17 protein-coding genes and 1 tRNA gene are annotated in these 21482 nt (G+C 63.0%); 13 read left to right on the plus strand and 5 right to left on the minus strand.

Translation table 11 applies throughout. The features are described 5' to 3' along the window. Positions 1-11: 11 nt before the first annotated feature. Positions 12-404: a hypothetical protein gene (locus ACO2Q4_RS20750; RefSeq protein ID WP_423321650.1), complete on the minus strand. Its 393-nt coding sequence runs from the start codon at positions 402-404 to the stop codon at positions 12-14. 203 nt (positions 405-607) lie between these two features. Between ACO2Q4_RS20750 and ACO2Q4_RS20755 the strand changes: the two genes are divergently transcribed. The 6 genes from ACO2Q4_RS20755 to ACO2Q4_RS20780 all read left to right on the plus strand — a co-directional run bounded on the left by ACO2Q4_RS20755 (position 608) and on the right by ACO2Q4_RS20780 (position 11542). After that, positions 608-1726, plus strand: coding sequence for an efflux RND transporter periplasmic adaptor subunit (locus ACO2Q4_RS20755; RefSeq protein ID WP_395133342.1), 1119 nt, complete (start codon positions 608-610; stop codon positions 1724-1726). 6 nt (positions 1727-1732) lie between these two features. Continuing rightward, a complete protein-coding gene (locus tag ACO2Q4_RS20760; RefSeq protein ID WP_423321652.1) occupies positions 1733-4900 on the plus strand; it encodes an efflux RND transporter permease subunit in 3168 nt (1055 codons plus the stop codon). Between the two features lie 151 nt (positions 4901-5051). Then, positions 5052-5318 (plus strand): UBP-type zinc finger domain-containing protein, encoded by a 267-nt coding sequence (locus tag ACO2Q4_RS20765; RefSeq protein WP_423321653.1) that lies wholly within the window; start codon positions 5052-5054, stop codon positions 5316-5318. A 19-nt stretch (positions 5319-5337) separates the two neighbouring features. After that, entirely contained in the window at positions 5338-7017 is a 1680-nt protein-coding gene (locus ACO2Q4_RS20770; RefSeq protein ID WP_423321655.1) for an FAD-dependent oxidoreductase, read from the plus strand. Positions 7018-7228: 211 nt separating this feature from the next. After that, the gene (locus ACO2Q4_RS20775) at positions 7229-8365 is read left to right on the plus strand and encodes an efflux RND transporter periplasmic adaptor subunit (RefSeq protein ID WP_311760388.1); all 1137 of its coding nucleotides are present in this window, start codon (positions 7229-7231) and stop codon (positions 8363-8365) included. Positions 8366-8392: 27 nt separating this feature from the next. Beyond that, positions 8393-11542 (plus strand): efflux RND transporter permease subunit, encoded by a 3150-nt coding sequence (locus ACO2Q4_RS20780; protein WP_423321658.1) that lies wholly within the window; start codon positions 8393-8395, stop codon positions 11540-11542. 33 nt (positions 11543-11575) lie between these two features. Here ACO2Q4_RS20780 and ACO2Q4_RS20785 read toward each other — a convergent pair whose 3' ends face one another. Both ACO2Q4_RS20785 and ACO2Q4_RS20790 read right to left on the minus strand, forming a co-directional pair. After that, positions 11576-11965, minus strand: coding sequence for a GFA family protein (locus tag ACO2Q4_RS20785; protein WP_311760386.1), 390 nt, complete (start codon positions 11963-11965; stop codon positions 11576-11578). Between the two features lie 218 nt (positions 11966-12183). Continuing rightward, a complete protein-coding gene (locus ACO2Q4_RS20790) occupies positions 12184-13947 on the minus strand; it encodes an adenylate/guanylate cyclase domain-containing protein (RefSeq protein WP_311760385.1) in 1764 nt (587 codons plus the stop codon). Positions 13948-13974: 27 nt separating this feature from the next. Between ACO2Q4_RS20790 and ACO2Q4_RS20795 the strand changes: the two genes are divergently transcribed. The 4 genes from ACO2Q4_RS20795 (at position 13975) to ACO2Q4_RS20810 (ending at position 17867) form a co-directional block, all read left to right on the plus strand. Continuing rightward, a complete protein-coding gene (locus ACO2Q4_RS20795; protein WP_423321661.1) occupies positions 13975-14613 on the plus strand; it encodes a GNAT family N-acetyltransferase in 639 nt (212 codons plus the stop codon). A gap of 55 nt (positions 14614-14668) precedes the next feature. Then, the gene (locus ACO2Q4_RS20800) at positions 14669-15901 is read left to right on the plus strand and encodes a YcaO-like family protein (protein WP_423321663.1); all 1233 of its coding nucleotides are present in this window, start codon (positions 14669-14671) and stop codon (positions 15899-15901) included. Next, positions 15898-17238, plus strand: a complete 1341-nt coding sequence (locus ACO2Q4_RS20805; protein ID WP_423321665.1) for a TfuA-like protein — start codon at positions 15898-15900, stop codon at positions 17236-17238. The genes ACO2Q4_RS20800 and ACO2Q4_RS20805 overlap by 4 nt, the downstream gene beginning before the upstream one ends. A gap of 92 nt (positions 17239-17330) precedes the next feature. Then, entirely contained in the window at positions 17331-17867 is a 537-nt protein-coding gene (locus tag ACO2Q4_RS20810) for a hypothetical protein (protein WP_311760381.1), read from the plus strand. Between the two features lie 36 nt (positions 17868-17903). On the opposite strand, the gene ACO2Q4_RS20815 is transcribed toward ACO2Q4_RS20810, so the two are convergent. Then, complete coding sequence (locus ACO2Q4_RS20815; RefSeq protein ID WP_423321667.1) at positions 17904-18962, minus strand: hypothetical protein; 1059 nt, start codon at positions 18960-18962, stop codon at positions 17904-17906. Between the two features lie 140 nt (positions 18963-19102). Between ACO2Q4_RS20815 and ACO2Q4_RS20820 the strand changes: the two genes are divergently transcribed. The 3 genes from ACO2Q4_RS20820 (at position 19103) to ACO2Q4_RS20830 (ending at position 20906) form a co-directional block, all read left to right on the plus strand. Beyond that, positions 19103-19774 (plus strand): Crp/Fnr family transcriptional regulator, encoded by a 672-nt coding sequence (locus ACO2Q4_RS20820; RefSeq protein WP_311760379.1) that lies wholly within the window; start codon positions 19103-19105, stop codon positions 19772-19774. 266 nt (positions 19775-20040) lie between these two features. After that, positions 20041-20493, plus strand: coding sequence for a hypothetical protein (locus tag ACO2Q4_RS20825; protein WP_395133323.1), 453 nt, complete (start codon positions 20041-20043; stop codon positions 20491-20493). Positions 20494-20645: 152 nt separating this feature from the next. Continuing rightward, positions 20646-20906 carry a hypothetical protein gene (locus ACO2Q4_RS20830; RefSeq protein WP_423321670.1) on the plus strand — a complete coding sequence of 87 codons (261 nt, stop codon included), beginning with the start codon at positions 20646-20648 and terminating at the stop codon, positions 20904-20906. A 352-nt stretch (positions 20907-21258) separates the two neighbouring features. On the opposite strand, the gene ACO2Q4_RS20835 is transcribed toward ACO2Q4_RS20830, so the two are convergent. Next, a tRNA-Val gene (locus tag ACO2Q4_RS20835) sits at positions 21259-21333 on the minus strand. Between the last annotated feature and the right edge of the window lie 149 nt (positions 21334-21482).

Here is a 21482-nt window from a genome sequence, read left to right on the forward strand (position 1 = left end):
GGCGGGACTCGTTACTTCTTCGGCAAATTCTCCAGTTCCGGGAACGGCTGCCAGTGGACGTCCTCGCGGTTGCAGATGGCGTGGTCCAGCGTACCGCCATCGATCTTGCCGTCGCGGATCGGGATGCCGATGCTGTGCCGGCCGATATAGCGTCCCTCGACGTTTTTGCTGTCCGCACGCACGCAGACCCCCTGCAGCCCGTCAGGCAGCGTCGCCACGTTCGAGATCTCGGCCCCCCGGATCGAGGAAGGATCATAGATCAGCGCCTCTGCCCCCGCGACGATCTGGGCTTTCAGGGCCGCGCTGGCTGGGGTCGATCTAGCGATCAACTCGGCATAATTGTCGGATGCGGCGCAAGCGGCCAGAAGCAGGGAACCAGCGATCAGGACAAGTCTTTTCTGCATCATCATTTTCCTTGGAAGCCTGCGCTCACGGTAGGTAGCAAATCCCGTGAAGGGAAGGCCCTGCCGCGGACCGAAACCCGGCCTGTGACCTTGGGGAACCACCCCGCCGGGGTCCGCGAGGGCGCGGAAGCGCAGGCAACCCACGGATGTTGCGGAATGGCAGGGGCCGTGGCACCATCCCCTCGGACATGGCGGAGGTGGTAATGGCGCTGACGTTTCGCGGACTATGTGTTCTTGCAACGGCGCTTCTGCCTTGCTCTGCCTTGGCGCAGACCGCACCCGCTGTCATCGTCGCCCCAGCCGAAATGACCGAGGTGCATGAAAATGCCAGCTTTTCGGGGCGGGTCGAGGCGACGCAGAAAATCGACGTGCGCGCCCGCGTCTCGGGCTTTCTCGAGAAAATCGACTTTCGCGAGGGTGCGCGCGTCGCCGAGGGTGCGCAGCTTTACACAATTCAGGATGACGATTACCGCGCCGCCCTGACCGAGATCGAGGGCCAGATCGCGGCGGCCGAGGCGCAGCGCAAGCTGGCCGAGCTTGAACGCGACCGCAAGGCCGAACTGGTGCGCCGCAAGACTGCGGCCCAGAACGAACTGGACGTCGCCGAGGCCAAGCTTGGCGAGGCCGAGGGTGAGCTTCAGCGACTGCAAGGCTCGCTTGAGCGGCAGAAGCTGCAACTGTCCTATACCCAGATCTCGGCCCCCTTCCAGGGAATCGTGGGGCTGACCACGGTGGATGTGGGCGCGCTGGTCGGCCCCGACAGTGGCGCGCTGACGACGCTGACGCGGCTTGACCCGATCGAGGTGACCTTTCCGGTCGCGACGGCGCTGGTCCTGACCTACCAGGAGCGACTGGCGCGCGGAGAGATGAGCAAAGAGGCGACGGCACGGCTGAACCTGCCCAATGGCACCGTCTATCCGCTTGCCGGGGACGTCGACTATATCAGTGCGAATGTCGCGCAGGGCACGGATACGGTGCTGCTGCGCGCGCACTTCGACAATCCCGATGGCATCCTGCTGGACGGCGCGCTGGTCGGCGTCACGCTGGAGGCGCGCGAGGGCGAAAGCACCCTGACCGTCCCGCAACAGGCCATTCAGCGCGACCAGTCGGGACCGTTCGTCATGCTGGTGAACGCCGAATCGAAGGTCGAACGGCGGCAGATCAAGACCGGCTCCGCGCATCAGGGCCGAATGGTCGTGACCGACGGGCTTGCCGAAGGCGACCTTGTCATCACCGAGGGGATCAACAAGGTCCGTCCCGGCGTAACCGTCGATGCCGCGCCCGCCGCCGTCCCCGCACCGACCCCGACTTCGGGCGGCTGACCGGCCATGCTGTCGCAAGTCTTCATCGACCGCCCCCGCCTTGCCGCCGTCATCTCGATCATCCTGACGCTGGCCGGGTTGATCGCGCTGACCGCCCTGCCCGTCGCGCAATATCCCGACATCGTGCCGCCGCAGGTCACGGTATCGGCCACCTATCCCGGCGCCGGTGCCGACGTGGTCGAGACCACGGTGGCGCAGCCGATCGAGTCCCGCGTCGTCGGCGTCGAGGATATGCTTTACATGAAGTCGACCAGCGGCGCGGACGGCTCTTACAAGCTGACCGTGACCTTTGCCGTCGGCACCGATCCCGACATCGCCACGGTGAACGTGCAGAACCGCGTGGCCTTGGCGACGCCGGGATTGCCGGCCGAGGTCAGCGCCACCGGCGTCAGCGTGCGCAAGCAATCCTCGGCGCTGCTGCAATCCATCGCCGTCACCTCGGACGATCCGGCGCATGACGGACTGTTCCTGTCGAATTATGCGACGATCAACGTCCTCGACATCCTGAAGCGGGTGCCGGGTGTCGGCGATGCCTCGCTGTTCGGGGCGCTGGATTACTCGATGCGGATCGTGCTGGACGTGGACCGCATGACCAGTCTTGGCGTCACGCCGGGCGACGTGGTCGCGGCGTTGAAGGCCCAGAACGTGCAGGCCGCGATCGGGCGCATCGGCGCGCAACCGATGACCGACGACCCGCAGTTTCAGCTGAACCTGACGACGCAGGGGCGTCTGACCGACCCCGCCGAATTCGCCAATGTGGTGCTTCGCGCCAATCCGGACGGCTCATTCCTGCGGATCAAGGACGTGGCGAAGGTCGATCTCAGCGCCAAGTCCTCGGACACGGCGGCGCGCTATAATGGCAAGCCGACTGCGATGATCGGGATCTATCAACTGCCGGGCGGCAATGCGCTGGCGGCGGGCGAAGGGATTCAGTCCGCGATGCAGCGCCTGTCCGCGAATTTTCCGCCGGGGGTGAAATACGACATCGTCTACGACACGACCGAATTCGTGAAGGCCTCGATCTCCGAGGTCGAGCATACGCTGATCGAAGCCTTCGTTCTGGTCATCATCGTCGTCTTCCTGTTCCTTGGCAGCGTGCGGGCGACGCTGATCCCGCTGATCGCGGTGCCGGTCGCATTGATCGGGACGTTCTCGGTCATGCTGGCGCTGGGATTCTCACTCAATACCGTGTCGCTGCTGGCGCTGGTTCTGGCGATCGGCATCGTCGTCGACGACGCCATTGTGGTCGTCGAGAATGTCGAGCGCGTGATGGAGGAAAATCCCGGCATGGCCCCGGCCGAGGCCGCGAAGCTCGCCATGAGCGAGATCACCGGCGCGATCATGGCGATCACGCTGGTGCTGCTGTCCGTCTTTGTTCCCGTGGCCTTCATTCCCGGCCTTTCGGGGCAGCTGTTCCAGCAATTCGCGGTCGCCGTATCTGTGTCGATGGTCATCTCGGCGATCAATGCGCTGACGCTCAGCCCGGCGTTGTGCGGCATCCTGCTGCGCCCGCATCACGGCCCGAAACGGGGACCGCTGGGCTGGATCTCGCGCCGGATCGACAATGCCCGCGACGGCTATGTGCGGGGCGCGGGCATGATCGCGCGGCGCGCGGTACTGGGCCTGCTGCTGCTTGGGCTTGGCTTCGCGGCGGTTCTGGGCCTGTTCCGGGTCGTACCCTCGGGCTTCCTGCCGACCGAGGACCAGGGCGCCTTCTTCGTCGAGGTGCGCCTGCCCGAAGGCTCGTCCGTCAACCGCACCAACGCTGCAATGACCGAGGTCGAGACCATGCTGGGCGGGATTGACGGCGTGCGCGGCGTCATGAGCGTGACGGGCTACAGCTTCCTTGACGGGCTGGCGCGATCGAACAGCGGCTTTGCCATCGTCGCTATGAAGCCCTTTGACGAACGCCCCGACGCGGGCAGCAGCGTGTTCACCGCGATCTCGACCGCGCTGGAAAAGGGCCAGGGCATTCGCGCCGCACAGGTCTTTGCCTTTAACCTGCCGCCGATCATCGGGCTGGGCACGGGGTCGGGCTTTGAATACCAGCTTCTCGACCTGCAGGGACGCGCGCCCGCCGATCTGTCAGCCGTCGCCGGCGGGCTGATGGTCGCGGCCAACCAGGACGCGCGGCTGGGACCGACCTTTACCACCTTCTCGGCCGGGTCGCCGCAGCTTTATCTTGAGCTGGACCGCGAAAGGCTGCAGACACTCAGCGTGTCGGTCAGCGACCTGTTCACCACCATGCAGGGGACGCTGGGCCAGATCTATGTGAATGACTTCAATCTGTTCGGACGAACCTGGCAGGTGAACGTGCAGGCGGCCGAGGCAGACCGCGCCTCGGTCGGCGACATCAATCGACTGCATGTCCGCAGCGCGACCGGCGAGATGGTCCCCGTCAGCGCCGTCGCCAGGGTCAGCTATACGATCGGGCCGCAATCCATCGTGCGCTACAACAACTATCGTTCGGCCACGCTGAATGGCTCGCCCGCGGTGGGCGTCGCGTCGGGCACGGCGTTGCAGGCGATGGAGGAAATCAGCGCCACTGCCCTGCCCGAGGGCTACAGCTATGAATGGACCGGCACCGCCCTGCAGGAGAAAGAGGCGGCGGGCCAGACCACCACCATTCTCGCGCTGGCGCTGCTTTTCGCCTATCTGTTCCTTGTCGCGCTTTACGAAAGCTGGACGATTCCCGTTCCGGTGTTGCTGTCGGTCGTCGTCGGCGTTGCCGGGGCGCTTGGGGCGCTGAAGCTTGCGGGGCTGGACTTTGGCATCTATGCCCAGATCGGGCTGATCGTGCTGATCGCGCTGTCGGCCAAGAACGCGATCCTGATCGTCGAATTTGCCAAGGCCCGGCGCGAAGCGGGGATGCCTGTCCACGAGGCCGCAATGGCCGGTGCGCGCGACCGCTTCCGCGCTATCCTGATGACCAGTTTCGCCTTCATCGCGGGCCTTCTGCCGCTGGTCGGCGCGACGGGTGCCGCGATGCTGAGCCGCCGCGCGGTCGGGACAGGCGTCGCTGGCGGGATGCTGGCCGCTGCTCTGATCGGGATCTTCCTGATCCCGTCGCTTTACGTCATGTTCCAGTCGCTGCGGGAAAAGGTCAAAGGCAAGCCCGCCCCTTCCTCGGAAGCCGAACCGCCGCCATCGTCGCCTTCGGGCGGGCAGGCCTGAGCCTGCCCCCTTGCGCGGCAGTCGGTGCCGAGCAACCCCGCGACATCGGGAAAACACGCATCCGGCGCTGGGACAGCGTGCAAAACCTCTTGATTTTGCGGATGCTTGGCGCAGTCTGGCATGGCATCGGATCATCGGCGAAAGGCTGACCATGGCTTGCACGCATCGCGATCAGATCAGGCTGGAGATCCCCCCTGACCATGCGAAGTCGGGCGCGGTCTGCCCCGAATGCGTGGCGATGGGATCGCGCTGGGTCCATCTGCGCATCTGCCTGACCTGCGGTCATATCGGTTGCTGCGACAGTTCGCCCAACCGCCACGCGCGGGCGCATTGGAACAGCACCGACCACCCCGTCATCGGCTCGATGGAGATCGGGGAAGGCTGGTCTTATTGCTTCGAGGATGACGAGTTCCTCTGACCCGAAGGAGACGACGGCGATGGAAGCGATCGGCCACGATCTCAGGCAGATGCAGCGCACCCCGCTGCATGCCAGCCATGTCGAGGCACTGCGCCGGATCGGGCGCGAGGTCCGCTTTGCCGCGGGCGAACTGATCGCCGAGATCGGCAGCCCGATGGACACCTTCTTCTATGTCGAGGAAGGCGAGGTCGAGGTGCTCCACCCCTATTCCCGTCAGCGCATCATGGCTGCGACCATCGGTCCCACGCAATTTACCGGTGAGATCGCCTTTCTCAGCAAGGGTGTCTATGCCCTGCCTATCCGCGCCGTGCAGGACACGCGCGCCATCGCCGTCGGCCGCGATGCGATGCTGCGCCTGATGTCGCAGGTGCCGGAACTGTCAGACATCGTCATCACCGTCTATGCAGCCCGCCGCCGCCTGCATCTTGAACAAAGGGCCACGGGCCTGACGCTGATCGGCGCGGATCAGGACGGCACCATCCGGCAGATCGAGGAATTCGCAGGCCGGAACCGTATTCCCGTGCGCTCGTTCGATCTGGTCTGTCCCGGCGCGCGCGCCGTCGCCGAGGAATGCGGGATCCAGCCGGGCCAACCTGCCGTGATCTTCGGACAGGGCACTGTCATCGACGCGCCAACGCCCCTGAAGGTCGCGCAGCGACTTGGGCTGGACCTGCATGCCGAACCGGGCGAAATCTTCGATGTCATCATCGTCGGCGGTGGGCCCGCAGGCGTCGCCGCCGGCGTCTATGCCGGGGCCGAGGGACTGCGGGCGCTGGTGATCGAGGATCTGGCGGTGGGCGGACAGGCCGGGACCTCCAGCCGGATCGAGAACTACATGGGCTTTCCGACCGGCATTTCGGGCGCGGACCTGGTGTGGCGCGGCGAGGTGCAGGCGCTGAAATTCGGCACCAGTTTCGCCATGCCGCGCCGGGTAATCCGGCTGGAGCGGCGACAGGACGGGCTGTTCTGCGTGACCCTGGACTGCCGCAACCAGATCTGCGCCCGTGCGCTGGTCGTCGCGACCGGGGTCCAGTATCGCCAGCTGGCGATTCCCGGTGTCGACCGCTTCCTGGGCCGGGGTGTCTATCATGCCGCGACAGAACTTGAGGCGCGCCAGTGCCGGGACGCGCAGGCAATCGTGGTCGGCGGCGGAAATTCGGCGGGCCAGGCCGCGATGTTCCTGTCGCGCAGCGCCCGCCATGTCCACCTGCTGGTGCGGGGCGGATCGCTGGCGGCGTCGATGTCGGAATACCTGTCGAGCAGGCTGGCCGCCGATCCCCGGATCACCATCCATTTCGACACCTCGATTTCCGCGCTTGAGGGGGATGAGGCCCTGCAGCGGGTCGGGACCGTGACCTCTGTCGGGGCCGGTGCTCAGATCGACGCCTGCGCCGTCTTCATCATGGCGGGTGCCGCGCCGAACTGCGCCTGGTTGTCGGGGCTGATCGAACTGGACGAGGCAGGCTTCATTCTGACCGGTGCCGCCGCCGGCCGCAGCGCTTCGTTCGAGACGTCGCAGCCCGGAATTTTCGCGGTGGGCGACATTCGCGCAGGTTCGGTCAAGCGCGTGGCCTCGGCCGTGGGCGAGGGTTCGGTGGTGATATCCGAGGTCTGGCGCTATCTTGCGGAAACACCCCGGCCCATGTCGAATGCCGATGTGATGGCAGCGGATTCGGTCGCAACCCTGCCCGCCGGCTGACTCCTGACCCGCCCGCAGACGGCGTGGCCATTTTCCCACGCCATTTGGAAAGCGGCCCCAATTCAGCAATTTGGCGAAGATATGCAAACCGGTGCGGTTGACGGCATCCGTGGGGTGCATCAATCTTTGGTCAATTAATCGACATTCTGACGACACGGCCTTTTCCTGGGGCGTGAACATTCAAGCGCCTGACGAATTTTGGAGGTTCCGAATGCAGTTGGTTCACGTCCCGTTGTTGGTTGCCGCACTTGCGGTCTGGGTGCAGGGCGCCCCTGCCCCGGCCCAGGCACAAGAGGCCGCGGCACCCGTCAAGGTTCAGGTGGTCCCTGCCGAAAGACGCAGCATCCGTCCCGAATTCTCGCATCCCGCCATTATCGAGGCGCAGGCGACGGCCTCGGTCCGACCGCTTGTCGGAGGACAGATCGTCGAACGGAACGTGACCCCCGGCGACATCGTGAAAAAGGGCGACCTGCTGTTCCGCATCGACGACCGCGAATACAAATTCGCGCTGGCCGAGGCCAAGGCCGCGCTGCAACTGACCGAAGCCGAACAAAGCGAAATGAAGATCGAGTTCGAGCGCTCGCGCACCCTTGTCTCTCGCGGGACCAGCGCGCAGCAGGAGCTTGATCTTGCCCAGGCGAAATACGCGGCCGCGCAGGCCAAGGTCGCATCCGCGCAGGTCGCGATCGACCGGGCGCAGAAAAACCTCGACGATACGCAGATCCACGCGCCATTCGACGGCCGCATCAGCGCCGCAGCGCGTGCGGTCGGCGATTTCGTCCAGCCCGCCGACCCCACCCAGCCCGATCCTATGGCCGAAATCGTGCGGCTGGACCCGATCTATGCCGTCGGCTTCATCAGCCAGCAGGTCTATAACGACTTCCAGCGCCGCCGCGAGCGAATGGAGGATCAGGGACAGGACATCCCGGACCTGCAGATCGACCTGATCCTTCCAGGGGGCGACAAATATCCCGAAACCGGCAAGTTCGTCAGTTGGGATTTCCAGGCGGCAGCCTCACGCGGGTCGATCGCGGCGCGGGCCGAATTCGCCAACCCCAATGGTGAGCTCCTGCCGGGCGAGAACGTCATCCTGCATGGCCAGACGGTCGAGGCGCTGGATCGCGTCGTCGTTCCCCAGCGCGCCGTGGGTCAGGATCAGGAGGGGCAGTATGTCATGGTCGTCGGTCCAGACAACGTGGTCCAGCGCCGCCTGCTGGAACTGGGTATCCGCGACGGCGCGGACTGGACCGTCAACAAGGGCCTTGAGCAAGGCGAAAGCGTGATCGTCGAGGGACTGCAGAAAGTCCGGCCGGGCGCGACCGTAACGCCCGAGCCGTTCAAGGGATGATCCGCATCGGCAGAGAGTGAGTTGGACATGGGACCGCAATTCTTCATCCGCCGACCGAAATTCGCATTCGTCATCTCGATCGTCATCACCCTGATGGGGCTGCTGGCCTTGTATGTGATGCCGGTCGATCAATACCCCGACATTTCCGCCCCAAAGGTGGTGGTGCGGGCGAACTATCCGGGGGCCAGCGCCGATACCGTACGCGACGCCGTGGCCTCGCCGATCGAGGATCAGGTGAACGGGGCCGAGGGCATGGTCTACATGTCTTCGAAAGCGGCATCGGACGGCAGCTATACCCTGACCGTGACGTTCGAGATCGGCGTCGATGCCGAACTGGCGCAGGTGGACGTGCAGAACCGCGTGGCGCTGGCCGAACCCAGCCTGCCCGACGAGGTGCGCCGACGCGGCATCAGCGTGCGCAAGCGCAATCCCGACATGCTGATGGTCGTGAACCTGCTTGCGCCGGGGGGCGAATATGACCGCGTCTTCCTGTCGAACTATGCCAGCCTGAACATCGAGGGTGAATTGGGACGCCTGCCCGGCGTTGGCGAAGCCAGCATCATCGGCGCGCTCGACTATGGCATGAGGGCATGGCTGGACCCGGTGAAGATGGCCAATCAGGGCATCAGTGTGAACGAGGTCATCGCCGCCATCCGCGAACAGAACGTGCAGGCCGCGGTCGGCCAGCTTGGCGCCGCGCCCAGCCCCGAGGCGACCCAGTTCCAGTATGTCCTGACCACGCAAGGCCGCCTGAGCTCTCCCGAAGAATTTGGCGACATCGTCTTGCGGGCGGACGAATCCGGCTCGGTCCTGCGACTGCGCGACATCGCGCGGATCGAACTGGGGGCCGAAGTCTACAAGGGCTATGGCGAATTCAACAACGGTCCCGGTGTGCTTCTGGCGATCTACAAGTTGGGTGACGCGAATTCGCTGGCCGTGGCGGATGCCGTGCGCGCCAAGATGGACGAACTGGCCAAATCCTTCCCCGAGGGGGTCCAATACGCGATTGGCCACGACACCACCCTGTTCATCAAGGCCTCGCTGGAGGAGACGGTGATCACGCTGTTCTTCACCATCGCGCTGGTGATCGCGGTGACCTATCTCTTCCTGGGCAGCTTCCGCGCGACGCTGATCCCGGCCATCGCGGTCCCCGTCTCGATCATCGGCACGATGGCGGTGCTTTACGCGCTGGGCATGACGATCAACACAGTCACCCTGTTCGCACTGATCCTGGCCATCGGCGTGGTCGTCGACGACGCAATCATCGTCGTCGAGAATGTCGAGCGCCTGATGCATCACGACGGTCTGGACGCCAAAGAGGCGACGAGCAAAGCCATGTCAGAGGTGGCCGGCCCGATCTTTGCCACCTCGCTTGTCCTGGCCGCCGTCTTCGGCCCTGCGACCCTGCTGCCGGGCATTACCGGGCGCATGTTCGCCGAGTTCGGGACCACGCTTGTCGTTTCGGTCCTGATCTCGATGATCAACGCGATGACGCTTAGCCCCGCGCTGGCCGCCAGTATCATGAAGGTCGGCGGACGGCCCAACTTCGTGATTCGTGGCTTCAATGCCGGGTTCGAGCGTGTGACGAATGGCTACACGGCCATTGTCGGCTGGCTGGCGCGCCATGTCCTGATCAGCCTGGTTCTGATCGCGGGCCTGTTCGTGGGGCTGTGGTTCCTGTTCATCTCGACCCCCACCAGCTTCATCCCGGATGAGGACAAGGGCTTCTTCATCGTCGATGTGCAATTGCCGCAGGCCGCATCGCTGAACCGGACCGAACTGGTGATGGACCAGATCATCGAGACGCTGAAGAAAGAACCGGCGATCGAGAACGTCATTTCAGTCAACGGCTACAGCCTGCTGAATACCGCGCTGCAATCGAATGCCGGGATGATCATCGCCAAGCTGCGCCCCTGGGACGACCGCAAGGATCCGGCGCAGTCGCAGGCGGCGTTGCAGGCCAAGTATCAGAAGCTGTTCAGCGAATTGCCGCAGGCACAGACGCTTGTCTTCGGCGCCCCGGCCATTCCCGGTCTTGGCACCGTCGCGGGCTTTTCCTTCGTGCTGGAGGATACGCAGGGCCGGGGTGCGGACGAGATGGAAAGCGCATTGTCGCAACTGCTGCCCGCGGCGAATGACCGGCCAGAGATCACGCGCGCCTTCACCACCTTCAATGCCGGCGCGCCCCAGATCAAGCTGGAGATCGACCGGCTGCGCGCCAAGACGCTGGGCGTTCCGATCGACGACATCTTCCTGACCCTGCAAACCCAGTTGGGCGGAACCTATGTCAACGATTTCAATCTGTTCGGCGAAACCTATAAGGTCATGGTGCAGGCTGACTCGCACTATCGTCAAGGTGAGCGTGACCTGGACAACCTTTACGTCAAGAACGCGAAGGGAGAGCTGGTGCCGCTGGGCGCGCTGGTCAAGCCGGTCCCGTCTCGCGGGGCGGATGTGCTTTACCGCTACAACACCTACAACTCGGCGACGATCACCGGGATCCCGAATGCCGCGGGCGGCTTCAGTTCGGCCGATGCGATGAACGCGATGGAGGCGGTTGCCCAGACCGCCACCCCGCCCGGCTATCGCTTCGAATGGACCGATTCCAGCTATGAGGAACGGAAATCTGGCAATGCCGTGCCGATCGCGCTGGGACTGTCGCTGATCTTTACATTCCTGTTCCTTGCCGCGCTCTACGAGTCATTCTTGACGCCGTTTGCGATCATCCTGTCGGTACCGGTCGCGCTGGTGGGTGCGCTGGTCGCAACGCGGATCGGGGGCATTCCGCTTAGCCTTTACGGGCAGATCGGGCTGCTGCTGCTGATCGGTCTTGCCGCAAAGACCGCCATCCTGATTGTCGAATTCGCCAAGAAGCTGCGCGAAGAGGACGGGATGGACCTGCACGAAGCCACCATCACGGCCGCCCGCCTGCGGTTCCGGCCGGTGATGATGACGGGTGTCGCCTTTGTCGCGGGGGTGTTTCCGCTGGTCATCGCCACCGGGGCTGGCGCGGCCAGCCGGGTGTCGCTGGGACTTGCGGTCTTTGGCGGAACCATCATGTCCGCCATCGCGGGAACCTTGCTGGTCCCCATTTTCTTCAAGCTGATCCAGCGTGTCCGGGAATCCATTCACGGACCAGCGAAGAAGCCAGAGGCTCCACCACAGAACCACCATTGACATAAAAGGCCCGCGCCCGTCGCGGGCCTTTTCTCAGCCGGGAGATGGCGGGTCCGGACGGTCGCGGTCGTAACGCTGCGCCAAGGGGAATCGCGGCAGCCACGCTTCGCGCCGTATCGTCCAGCTTTCATAGCTGGGCATCAGCTGGTCGGGGGCATCAAGCGTTCCCAGATGAAGCTCGATCTCAGCCCCCGAGACCGCAAAGACCGACGACCCGCAGCGGGGGCAAAAGCAACGCCCCTGATAGCAGGCATGACTGCCGGTGATCGTCACCGCATCGCGTGGAAAAATTGCGGCGGCATAGAACAGCGCGCCGTGATGCTTGCGACAATCAAGGCAGTGGCAAATCGCAACCCGGTTCGGAATCCCAACCGCCGTGATCCGAAGATCCCCGCACAGGCATCCTCCATCATATCGCATCATGCCGCACCCTTCGTTCAGCGGACGATGTGGAACGCTGGACGCCGGATCATGTTCCCGTGCCGCGAAAATGGCGTGATCCTTGGGGACCGCACCCTGGCTTTGGTCTTCTCAATGCAGGAACTCGCCCGCCCGATAGCTGCTGGCCGTGGGGGCCGCATCGGCGTTGGTGTTCAGCAGTTGCACCGTGAATATTTGTATCTGCGAGGAATCGGGACAGATCAGTTAAGACCGGCCTTGCGCAACCCCTCGACATAAAGTTCGAGGTCCTCGGCATGGCGAAGTGGCGGGACCTTGCGCCAATGCTCGATGGTGAAGTTCGGATGAACTCTCATCACCTCGGAAGCGTGGTGGCGGGCCTCGGGCATCTGATCCAGCATGGCATGGCTTGCGGCCAGCAGGCGATGTGCCTCGGACCGGTCGCGCATCTTGTTCAGCGTCCTGATCGTCTCGGGATACTGGCCGTTGTGGAAATATGCATCGCCCAGAAACCACAGGTAGGAATCGGGGTGATATGGGTTCAGCCGGATCGCCTTTTCCAGCATCTGGACCGCGCGCGCGCCCTGCCGGACATAGGCCAGGCAATCCCCCATATAGGCCAGAAGATCGGCATCGTTGGGGTTCAAGCCGATCCCGTGTTCATATGCGGCCAACGCCTCGTCATGCTGCTTGAGGTAAAGATGCGACAGCCCCATTTCGGAATAACCACGGGAATCCATGCTGTCGCATTCGACCGCACGCTTGGCCAGGACCAGAGCCTGGTTCAGCGCGCCGGCGGGGTCGTTCGTCCAGTTATATCGCCATTCGACGTTGAATGTCCGCGAAATGGCGGCGTAGCTGCGGCCATAGGCCGGATCCAGTTCGCGCGCCTGCTCGAACAGGCGGCGCGCATGCAGATTGGAATCCTGAAGAAAACGGAAACCCATGTCCTGCCCACGCAGCACCAGCCCATAGGCGTAAAGCGCGGGATGCTTGTGTTCCGCCATCCGCTGCCGCTCGGCCGCGTCGATCTGGATCGCGACCCGGGCGGCAGTCATCGCGGCGACATCGTCCTGAAAGTCGAAGATATCGTTCATCACCCCGTCATAGCGTTCCGACCAGATGATGTTCTCGGACCTTGCCTCGATCAGGTCGACGGTGATGCGGATGCGTTGGTCGGACCGGCGCAGACTGCCGGACAGCAGGTAGCGCACCCCAAGTCGCTGCGCGATCTCGCGCAATGACCCTGAGTTCGCCGCCGCCAGAATGGCCGAATGGCGTGCGATCACCATCAGGTTGCGGAAGCGGCTAAGGCTGGTGATCACATCCGCAACGATACCCTGGCACAGATACAGGTCGGCAGGATCGGCCGAGATATTCTCCATCGGCAGGATCGCCAGCGAGGCGTCGGGCAACGCTTCAGCGCCAATGGAACGCAGCGGCAGGATTTCCTGCGCCGGGCCTGGGGCGGCATGAATCAGGTCCACCGAAAACACCTCGACCGGGGTCGAGATGTTCTTCAGATGCTTGATACCCAGCGATGTCAGGCGAAGTTCACCATTCTTGCGCAGCATCTGATAGACAGCATCGGTGACACAGATGCCACCGGGCTCGGCAAAGCTTTGGATACGCGCGGCCAGATTGACGCTGTGGCCATAGACGCCATCCTGTCCCGCAAAGGTATCCCCAACCGATATGCCGACGCGATACCAGATCGGCTGGCCGCCATCGGCCCAGGCAACTTCGCGCGCAAGTTCGCGCTGCATCTCAAGTGCGAAGTGCAGCGCCTTTTGAACGCTTTCGAAAACGGCGACCAAACCGTCCCCCGCGGTATTCACGACCGAACCGCCGTAATCGCCCGCAAGGCTGCGGATCAGGGCCAGCGATCGGGTCAGGCGTGCAAGGGTGCCCTGTTCGTCGCGTTCGATCAGCCCGGTATAGCCGTGGATATCAGCGTAAAGCACGGTCAGAAGCCGCGGGCCGGACAAACTGGACTGCGCGTTCATTCTTCCTGCCCCTGGTCCCTTCCGCCGATGGATCGGTCCGTCGCCGCGTGTAGCGGAACTGAACAAAGTCATCCCTTGCCGCCGCGTCAAGCGGGGACCGATCGGGTGCGCTATCTTTCTACATTTTTTCGCGGCAAAAATCGCCATGAAAAATTACGGAAGTTCCGTGACATGTCTAAACTTGCCCCTATAATTCCGTGCATGAATGAATGCCCGGAATTCGGCCTCCGACCCGCCCATCCCGACGAATTCGCCTTTGCCGAGGCGATCCACATCAACGCCATGCGCCCGTTGATGGAGCAATTGGATGCCTGGGACGAACCCATGCGTCGCGCGGCGATCCGGCGATCGTTCAAGGCGGCCGATTCGCAGATCATCACCCTTGCCGGGCAGGATATCGGCTGGACACAGGTGACCGAACGCGATGCAGACTATTACATCGCGCAAATCCAGATCCTCGAGGAGTTTTGCGGGATGGGGATCGGGTCGCGGATCATTCGCGACCTGCTGGCCAAGGCCGGTGCCGAAGGACGGACCGTATCCCTTTCCGCGGTCAGGACAAATCGTGCGATCGAGCTTTACAAGCGGCTGGGATTTCGGACCATCGATCCGGATGCCACACCGATCATCGACATGGTCTGGATGCCTGAACGTCCGAGTTTGTGAGCCTTTGCGCCGATATGGCGCGTAACCGGTAAGCCTGACAGGCGGAGTTGAGCGTATGACGAATATGGGCCTGAAGCTGCCGGACGAAACCAAGCGCCACGTTCACGGCACGCATCGCCTGGTCCCCCCGTCCGAGACTGTGGCCCGCGTCACCGCGCTGATGCCGCGAATGGGAATTACCCGCGTCGCGAATGTGACCGGTCTGGACAGGATCGGGGTTCCGGTGGTCATGGTCTGCCGTCCAAATGCCCGCTCGCTTGCCGTGTCCCAGGGCAAGGGCTGCGACCTGGCGGCCGCCACCGCATCGGGTCTGATGGAGGCGGCTGAGCTTTATCACGCCGAACATATCGACCTGCCGTTGAAGCTGGGATCGCTGGCCGAACTGTCCCCCGGCCACCGCTTCGCGGAAGTCGACCGGCTGCCGCGGATTTCGGAGGCGTTTCACGCCAACCTCGTCACCTTGTGGATCGAGGGGCTGGATCTGGTTTCGGATCAGGCGCGCTGGCTGCCGTTTGAATCGGTACGCACAAACTTTACCCTGCCGCCCCCTCCGGGAAGCGGGTGTTTCGATTGCAGCAGCAACGGCCTTGCCTCGGGGAACAGCATTGTCGAAGCCACCTGCCACGCCATCTGCGAGGTGGTCGAGCGCGATGCCATCACGCTGTGGAACGCGGGCGGTGCCTTTGGGCGCGCAAAGACGGGCCTGGAGTTAGCCAGTGTCGATGACACGATCTGCCGCAGGCTGCTGGAACAACTGGAGCAGGCCGATTTCGACGTCACGGCCTGGGACATCACCAGCGATACCGGGGTGCCGGCATTCTATTGCCTCATCACGGACCGATTGGACCCGCTGCAACATCTGGGAATCGGCGCGGGCGCCCATCCCACCCGTGCCGTCGCGCTGTCCCGAGCACTGACCGAGGCGATCCAGGTGCGCACGACCTATATCTCGGGCGCGCGGGATGATCTGACACATCGCGAATATTCAACCGAGGAGCGGGCGCGGAAAGCGGCCTGGGCCGAGCGGGTCCGCGCCGAGCATCGGCCCGCGCGCAGGTTTGGTCAGATCGCGGAACATGTCTCGGAGAGTTTCGGCAGCGATCTTTCGTGGCTTCTGAAGCGCTTGTTGGCCGTTGGCATCAACGAGGTCGTGGCCGTCGATCTGAGCAAGTCCGATCTGGGCCTTGCCGTGATCCGCGTCGTGATACCGGGGCTTGAAGGGCCCGACGATCATCCGCGCTATCGCCCCGGCAAGCGGGCCAGAACCATAGGGGAGCAGGTCGCATGACGGCAGTCATCTTTGCCGGTCCATCGCTTCGCACGCTGGACCGCGCGGCTTTTCCGGATTTCACCTTTCTGCCGCCAATCACGCAGGGCGACCTTTACGCGGCGGCGCTGCGCCAGCCCGCGGCAATTGGAATCATCGACGGTTTCTTCGATGGGCAACCGGCCGTGTGGCACAAGGAAATCCTGTGGGCCATGTCGAGGGGAATCGCCGTCTTCGGCGCGGCCAGCATGGGGGCGCTGCGCGCGGCCGAGCTTGCCCCTTTCGGGATGGTCGGAGTCGGGCGCATCTTCCAGGATTACCGCGACTCTCGCCTTTGCGACGATGACGAGGTCGCGCTGGTCCACGGCCCGGCCGAGACGGGCTATGTTGGGCTGAGCGAGCCCATGGTCAATATCCGCGCCACGGTCGAACGCGCCGTGAACGAGGGGATCATTGCCGCGACCGAGGCCGAGGTCCTGCTTGCGACTGCAAAGTCACGGTTCTACCCGCAGCGGAATTGGGACGCGATCCTGGGGGATTTGCCTGATCTGCGCTCGCGGGATGAATTTACGCATTGGCTTCGGCATGGACGAACCGATCAAAAGCGACAGGATGCGCTGGCACTGCTTCAGGTAGTGAGGGATCACCTGCACGCGGGGGATCAGATCTCCGACCCACCTTTCCACTTTGAGTGGACCGAGGCATGGGCCAATGCGCCTTGGCAGTCGAGGCTTGACGATGCGGATGCCGATGCGGTCCTGAACGAGCTGCGGCTGGATTCGGATGCCTATCTGCGGACGCGGGACGCAGCGCTTCTGCAAGAACTTGCCAAACGGGCGGCCGATCGCGCCGGAGCCACGCCGGACGAGACCGCGATTGCCCGCGCCACTCGCGATTTCCGCCTGTCCCGCGGCTTTCTGCGACAAAGCGATCTTGATGCGTGGATTTCGCGCAATGACATGGACAGGACAGACTTCGACCGATTGATGAATGCGCACGTCGCGCTGGACAATGCGGGCGGAAACCATTCGGGACTTGCCGCAGCCATGCTGGATCAGTTGCGAATGCAGGGGCGCTATGCCGCCCTTCGTGACCGGGCGAAGTCAAAAAGGCAGGCGCCAACGCTGGAAATGGCGGCCGTCCTTCCGCAGCCCGTGCTGATGTCCTGGTATTTCGAAACGCGTCTTAAGCGGTCCTATCCAGACAACATCGCGGAATATGCCGCGGAACTGGGATTTCCCGGGCTGGAAGAGCTGCACCGTTTCGTTGCCGCCGAATATGAATTTCTGCAATCCTGTGACGCCAATGTCCCGGAAACCCTTGTGAACGCGAACAAAAGGTCGACAGCGTTCGACTGATGGGTTAATTCGATGAAAGCCGCGCCATGCACGGATGGATCGCAAGCCGGCCAATAAGTTCTCGCCCTTGTTGAATTCGCGAAGGTTACAGAATGCCCGAGACATTGCTCAACGCGTCGACCATCCTTTTGTTTGGCCGATTGGTCGAAGACCTACAGGTCAATCCCTCAGCTTCCGACCCCGGCCATAGCGGCACGCCCGGTCAACTTGAACAGCAGCTGCGCGGCGAAGACCCGAACTTTGCCCGGATTTACGGCTTCGGCTATGCAGGTGTGTATCACCTTTTGCCCGTCCCCGCGCTTTTCCTTGTTCACGGTCCGGGCGCACCTGCGGCCGCGGCACTTGCGGGCCTCAAGGCTCCGCAATCCGATGCGAAGGCCGAGGAACGCGGCACGGCGCCCGCGCAGCCCATCGGTGCGCTTTTGCCCGAAGACATCGTGGCCTGGTCCTATGACAAGGCGGATTATACGCTCCGCCTGGACGTCCAAAGCGGGATGCTGGAGCAGCTTTTGCTCGGCGGTGGTCCCGATGCTCGCGGCATGAGCGTTCAAGGGATGAGCGTGCAGGGCATGAGCGTGCAGGGCATGAGTGTCCGCGGCATGAGCCTGCGTGGTGGCGACAAGGATTGAAGGACGATGCCGGACACCCTCCGGCGCGTCTTGCCCTCAGGCCGGGATCATCGAAGCGAACCCGGCCTCTTTCCGCGCCATGAACGTCATTTCCCCCGCATACTCGGAGAGTTCGCTGCCAAGCTCAATTGGTTTGGCGACCTCGGTCATGGCGATGCGCCAGATGGCGGAGTCAGAGTCCAGTTGCGCCAGGATCTCCCTCCGCTGCGCGGGGCGATCTGCCAGCCGGGCTTGGGCGCGATAATCCAATGCCAGAAGTGCGAGCCGATTTTCAAGATCGCAAAGCGCATCCCGCAAGCGGCTTGCCAAAGCCGACTGCGCGCTGGCCTGCGTCGCAAGGGACAGGGCTCGGGTGATCTGGCCGGGCACGTCGGCAAGGCGTTCCTGTTCCCGCTGCAAAAGTTCCAACCGCATGGCCATGCCGGGAATCGCTTGCCCCACGCCATCTGCCACTTGCGCCGAAGTTTGTACCTGCGATGCGGCGCAGATGAGGCCAATGGACGTGTCACAACGTTGTTGCAACGGAATGTCACCTGGCATTCCCAAATGGTCGTCAATGGCTTGCCCGATATCGAAGGCCATCCGCTCAACCTCGCCACAGCTGCGCATGATTGGCCCATCGGTGCCTTCGATCCGGTGCAATTCGGCCGCCAGCGCCCCCCAAAGGCGCTGTTCACTGAGCCGCATCATACCTGCGCTGCGGGGCCAGCTGCGGGCATATCCGCGCAATGCGTGGCAGCAACGGTCAATCTGCGCGGCAACCGAATTCATGCCGCCGCGCAGGTCCGATCCATTCGTCGTCGCCAGCACAGTCACCGCCGACGAAATGGATTCCAATTGTGCCACCAGCCCTTGCGTTCGGGGCACCAGGTTCTGCAGGCAATAACGCGACATGGCCGCAAGATTGGCCCGCGTCTCATTCGCCGAACGGGCGATTGGGCTGGCGGTTTCGGCAAGGGGCGGTCCTGCAAGCTGATCATGCAACCGCACCCTTGCCTGCAGGTGCAGCGTAATCATGCCCACCCGAACCAGGACCTCTCCAATCTTGGTGAGAGGAACATTCGCGCCAGAAATGGTAAACAAGGTACTCGACATTTGCGCGCTCACAAGATTGCGGAGGTCCCGCTTTCCTTTTGCGCCATTCGGCCCCGCCATTCTGTGCGCGAACGCACAAACGCGGAACCATTCGCGAAAAATTCTTCTAAAATACGTTTGAATACCGAAGGAAACACGCCGTGAGACGTCTTGGCGATCTGGAATGGTTCGTCGGAGTATCCGAGGACAGGCTGGCGCGAATCCAGTTGGCCTGCATTCGCCGCAGCTTTGAACAGGGTGAGCGCATCCTGGAACGCGGTGACCCCGGACAGACCGTGCTGTTCGTGCTGGCAGGACAGGTGCTTGCGGTGCAATGGACGCAGGCCGGGCGGGAGATCGTCTATAACGACATCGGCCCCGGCAGCGCGTTTGGTGAGCTTTCGGTGATTTCCGGTGCGCCCCGGTCGCTTTCGCTTTATGCGCGGACGGATTGCACGCTGCTGGAAATGCCGGGAAGCCTGCTGCTTGAATTGATCGATAGCGATCTGTCCATTCGGCAGGCCGTGATGCGGGGACTGGTCCGCCGGGTATATGACCTGACAGAACGGGTACAGGAACTGACCGCCCTGGGGGTCGAGGATCGATTGCGGGCCTATCTGTTGCGCACGGCTTTGGAACAGGGAGAGCTGGAGGCCGGGCAGACCCTCAGCAACCTTCCCACTCACGCCGAGATCGCGAATATCGTCGGCGCAAATCGCGAAGCAGTCAGTCGGAGCCTTGCGACATTGAACCGGCAGGGTGTCATTGAATCCGGGCGGAAGTTCCTGCGAATCCTGCAGCCCGACGCATTGATGCAAATGTCGGGTGCCTGACCGAAGAACACGCGGATCCACCCGGAATCTCCCACGATTTGGCCCCCGGCCATCCCCACCTGACCAAAAGGCCAACTTCCGGGAAAGCCTGCGGGATGATAATTGATTGGTCAGTCAAGATTGTAATGTTTACGAGTACGGAAGAACCTGCCCGGCTCAACACCGGGCAGTTTTCATTTCTGCGCCCGTTGCTTGACGCAAATGCGCAACCCCCATTCTCCTGACGGAATATGGCACGGATATTTCCATGCCGCAGGAGCAAACCCATGCCGAACAAAGCCAGCGTCAGCGGCGTCCTGATGGATGCCACGCTGTCCCCCATTGCCGAAGGCAAGATCGTGGCGATATTGATCGGGTCGGACGTCTTCGACAAAGGCGTCCGGGTCGTTACCCAAAAGGTCGAGGCAACGACCGGCAAGACTGGCGAATGGTCACTTGACCTGATCGTCAATGCCGACGGCGACGGCGCCGCGACGAGCTGGACGATCGAAGGTTATAATCAGTTCGTCTCTAAGGTCTTCGAGATCAAGTCGCTGTTCATTGCAACGCCCCTGCCCCAAACACTGGGCGATCTGGAGAAGACCAGCGCCCAGAACCTGCGCGCGGCGCGCGAGGGCTCGGTCTCGCGACTGATCCTTGTCAGCCAGTTCAGCGAATATGACATTCTGCCCCCCGCGCAGAAGCGCGACTCTGACATCGTTCTGGTCAAGGGGGCCTGAGATGACGCTCTTGATCCTTGACCAGATCCACCCCTCGATCCTGCGCGGCATTGGCGAGGCCCATATCGGCGGGACGCAGATCGAGATGTTCGACGCTGTCGGCACCCGCCTGTCCGGTCCCCCGCCCGCGACCCTGCCCGGATGGGGGCATCTTGAACGCAACCGTCGATTTCGCGGGCGATACGGTGACGATCCTGCTTGCCGACCCCGATGCGGGATGGATCCGGTTTGCCCACCAATCGCAGGATTGCCATACGATGCAGGACGCCACCGGCATATCGATGTCGGCCCATCGAACCACGCTCTTCGGAAGTCATTCGCAACCCAGCCGGTTTGTCGCCGGTGAAACACTGTGGCGTGCGCTGCCAAGCTTTCGGGGGCGCTTCGCGAATGACCGGTTCGAGGCACTCTGAATGCCGAACGCGGCGTTCCTTGGCACATCCAAAGGTGATCCCATCCCTTGGTTGCGTTGCCGCCGTCGTAACCTTGCATCCTCGGCGGATTTTTGCCAGCTACAGGTAGATTTCCGGCTGAGTAGAATATTCCCATGCAAGATGAAGACGATGGCGGCATTCCCGAGGCCGTGGCAAGAAACCTCAGGCGCCAGCAGCAGAAGGAAACCCGGAAGCTGAAACAGATCCGCAAGAACATTGCGGACTCGCCGGCCAGCGATTTCGACGACATTGCATCGGAGAACCAGCCGCCTCGGAAATAAGGCGGCGGCTATCCGAAACTGAAATAATATCAATATACTGCGTTAGATCATGGTGGGGCGGGAGGGGATCGAACCCCCGACCAACACGGTGTAAACGTGTCGCTCTACCGCTGAGCTACCGCCCCATCTTGGATCACGCCGACCCAGACTGGGAATGCACGACGCTTTTCCTTTTAGTTTGCCAGCTCATACCGGCTCGCATTCTCGGTGTAAACGAGACGCCCTACCGACTGAGCTACAACCCCTTGCAGGGATGACGCGCTGATAGCGTGAA

This window comes from Paracoccus sp. KR1-242 (assembly GCF_049446195.1).
GTDB classification, from domain to species: domain Bacteria; phylum Pseudomonadota; class Alphaproteobacteria; order Rhodobacterales; family Rhodobacteraceae; genus Paracoccus; species Paracoccus broussonetiae.